The sequence below is a fragment of the Clostridium thailandense genome, assembly GCF_019207025.1.
In the GTDB taxonomy this organism is placed as follows: Bacteria; Bacillota; Clostridia; order Clostridiales; family Clostridiaceae; genus Clostridium_AM; species Clostridium_AM thailandense.
On sequence record NZ_JAEEGC010000224.1, the window covers coordinates 1 to 2944 of the forward strand.

Genomic DNA, 2944 nt, shown 5'->3' on the forward strand with positions numbered 1-2944 from the left:
CCGTAAGGCAGTTATTCCAACCTATTCAGCTGAAGAAATTGGAGAGGTAAAACAAGTTAAAGTATGCTGCACTCAATATGTTGAGCCACCTAAGAGAGAGTCTGGTATCAAAATTCAAGAAAAAGATGCTGTACTTGCAGTAAGTACTGCTTTAGAACAAATGAAAAAAGATAAGGCAATCTAATTAAGGAGGGAAAATAGAAGTATGAAAGCATTATTGTTCATGGAAACAGATGGGGAAAAAGTACTAGGTGGAAGCCTTGAATTGATTAGTGCAGCTAAGGCATTAGATGCAGAAGGAACAGTTCTTATTGTAGGCAGTCGAGCTGCTGCAGATATGGTAGCTGCTTTTGGAATTCCTGTTATTTGTATAGACACTGCTTCAGATTGTGATACGGTTACAGCAGTATTGGAAGAAGTTGTTAAGGAACAAAATCCAGAGATCGTTTTATTATCAAATACAGCGCTAGCTAAAGATATTGCACCACGTATTTCAGGACGTATGGGTTTAGGCTGTGTAAGTGATGTAATAGGAATGAGTAAAACTGATGGTAAAGTTATATATACTAGACCGGCTTATGGTGGTACAGTTTTAGAAAATATCGAAATAGAAGGCACAGCAGTAGTTACAGTTAGAAGTGGAAGTTTTCCAAAACCTGAAGAAGGCTCTAAGGCAGCTGTTACAGAGAAAAAAGTAGAAATTCCAGCAGATGCTATTAAGGCAAAAATTATTGATAAGGTAAAGGACATTTGTGAAGCTGTTAACTTGGAGGAAGCAGAAATTATTGTTTCTGGCGGTCGTGGAATGGGAAATGCAGAAAACTTCAAACTTGTTGAGGAATTAGCAAATGTACTTGGAGGCGTGGTAGGTGCCACAAGACCACCAATTGAAGATGGGTGGATTTGTCGTTCACATCAAGTTGGACAATCAGGAAAGATAGTAACACCAAAACTTTATATTGCATGTGGAATTTCTGGAGCAACTCAACATACATCAGGTATGTCAGGTTCTAATTATATTGTGGCAATTAATAAAGATGAAGAGGCTCCAATTTTTGAAATTGCTGATGTAGGTATTGTTGGAAATGTAAATGAAATTCTTCCAGTTATGATTGAAGAAATGAAGAAAGCAAAAGAAGAAGCAAAGTAAAGCTTCTATGAAATTATTTGTAAAATTTTTTATTTAAGAACTATTAAAGATAGGTCCAGATAATGAGGGAAGGGTTATATGATCAAAATATAAATGGTAACATCAGAAAAATTAGATAGGGGGAAAAATAAATGTTATTTGTAAAATTTTTATTAGCTATATTACCAATTATTTGGCTCATAGTTGCATTGAGTAAGTTAAAAATGGCAGGTCATAAAGCTACTTTTATTGCACTTATTCTTACAGTAATTTTATCTATCGGTTTTTGGAAATTGAATGCACTGTATACTATATCGGCAGTATTAGAGGGAGTACTCAACGCCTTATGGCCAATTTGTTTAGTTATTGTTGCAGCTTTGTTTGCATATAATTTGACTTTACGTACAGGTGCAATGGACTCCATAAAGAAAATGCTTGCTGGAGTTTCTATTGACAAGAGAGTTTTGGTATTAATTATTGGATGGGGATTTGGTAACTTCATGGAAGGTATGGCAGGATTCGGTACAGCAGTTGCTATTCCAGCATCTATGCTGGCTGGTGTTGGATTAAATCCATTTGCAGCCGTTGTAGCTTGTTTAGTTGCCAATAGTACACCAACTGCCTTTGGATCGGTTGGAATACCTCTAGTAACACTTTCATCAGTAACTGGAATTACATCTCACGTATTAGCAGCAAATACTGCAATGATTGAAGTAATTCTTAGCTTCATCAGTCCATTTATTATGGTATGTATTGTGGGTGGTGGAATAAAGGCATTAAGAGGAGCATTTGTTATCACATTAGTTGCAGCATTATCATTTGTACTACCTTGGTATGTTACAGCAACAGTAGTTGGAGCTGAATTACCAGATATAGTAGGTTCTATTTGTTGTATGATATGTACGGTTATTGCAGCAAGAATCCTAAATAAAAAACCTCAAGACGAGTATAGCATTGAAACTAAGGATAAGAAGGAAGAAACAACTTTACCAGTAACTAAAGAAGAAACAGCTGCATCAGTAACTCTTAATAACGGAGAAGCTATATCCTTTGGTAAAGCAGTACAGGCATGGAGTCCATTCATATTAATATTCATAATGTTAATAATTACATCAACTTTATGTCCAACAATTAATCATTTAATTGCAAAATACAAAACCGTTGCTGTTGTATATGCTGGCAAAGGTGGAGGTAAGTTGACTTTTAGTTGGGTCAATACACCAGGTGTTATAATCTTTGTTGCTGCAATTATTGGAGGTATTATTCAAGGTGCAAAAGCATCAACAATGTTAGAGGTATTGATTGCTACATTAAAAGCAAACTGGAAAGCAATGGCTACAATTTGCGCAGTTATGTCAGTAGCAAAGGTAATGGGTTATAGTGGAATGATTGCAGATATTGCAAGTCTTTTAGTTGTAGTTACAGGAAGAGCATATCCAGCGATTTCTCCATTAATCGGAGCTATTGGAGCATTTGTTACAGGTTCAGGTACATCAACCAGTGTTTTATTTGGAGGATTACAAGCAAAAACAGCTCAAAATCTTGGACTTTCTGCATCATGGATGGCAGCTGCAAATGTTCTTGGAGCAGGTATTGGAAAGATGATTTGCCCTCAAAGTATTGCAATTGGTGCAACTGCAATTGGTAAATCTGGTTCGGAAAGTAAGATTTTAGGAAGCGTGTTTAAATATTTTGTACTTTATGTAGTTATTGGTGGCGTAATATGTTTTTTAGGAACATTAATATAAACCTGAGTATAGGTTAAAAAAATTTAGAAAGGAAGTTTTATTATGACTCAGTATAATCAATTGACAG

2 protein-coding genes and 1 pseudogene are annotated in these 2944 nt (G+C 35.6%); all 3 read left to right on the forward strand.

Features of this window, described 5'->3' with window-relative positions:
- A pseudogene (locus I6U48_RS28800) lies at positions 1-184 on the forward strand (electron transfer flavoprotein subunit beta/FixA family protein); the annotation flags it as partial.
- Positions 185-205: 21 nt separating this feature from the next.
- Complete coding sequence (locus tag I6U48_RS28805; RefSeq protein ID WP_218323956.1) at positions 206-1150, forward strand: electron transfer flavoprotein subunit alpha/FixB family protein; 945 nt, start codon at positions 206-208, stop codon at positions 1148-1150.
- Between the two features lie 131 nt (positions 1151-1281).
- Positions 1282-2877 carry an L-lactate permease gene (locus I6U48_RS28810; protein ID WP_218323957.1) on the forward strand — a complete coding sequence of 532 codons (1596 nt, stop codon included), beginning with the start codon at positions 1282-1284 and terminating at the stop codon, positions 2875-2877.
- The last annotated feature ends 67 nt before the right edge of the window (positions 2878-2944 follow it).

What these genes read in the sequence shown, in the direction of transcription:
- I6U48_RS28805 (WP_218323956.1), top strand. Translation starts at nt 206, where the DNA reads ATGAAAGCATTATTGTTCATGGAAACAGATGGGGAAAAAGTACTAGGT.
- I6U48_RS28810 (WP_218323957.1), top strand. Translation starts at nt 1,282, where the DNA reads ATGTTATTTGTAAAATTTTTATTAGCTATATTACCAATTATTTGGCTC.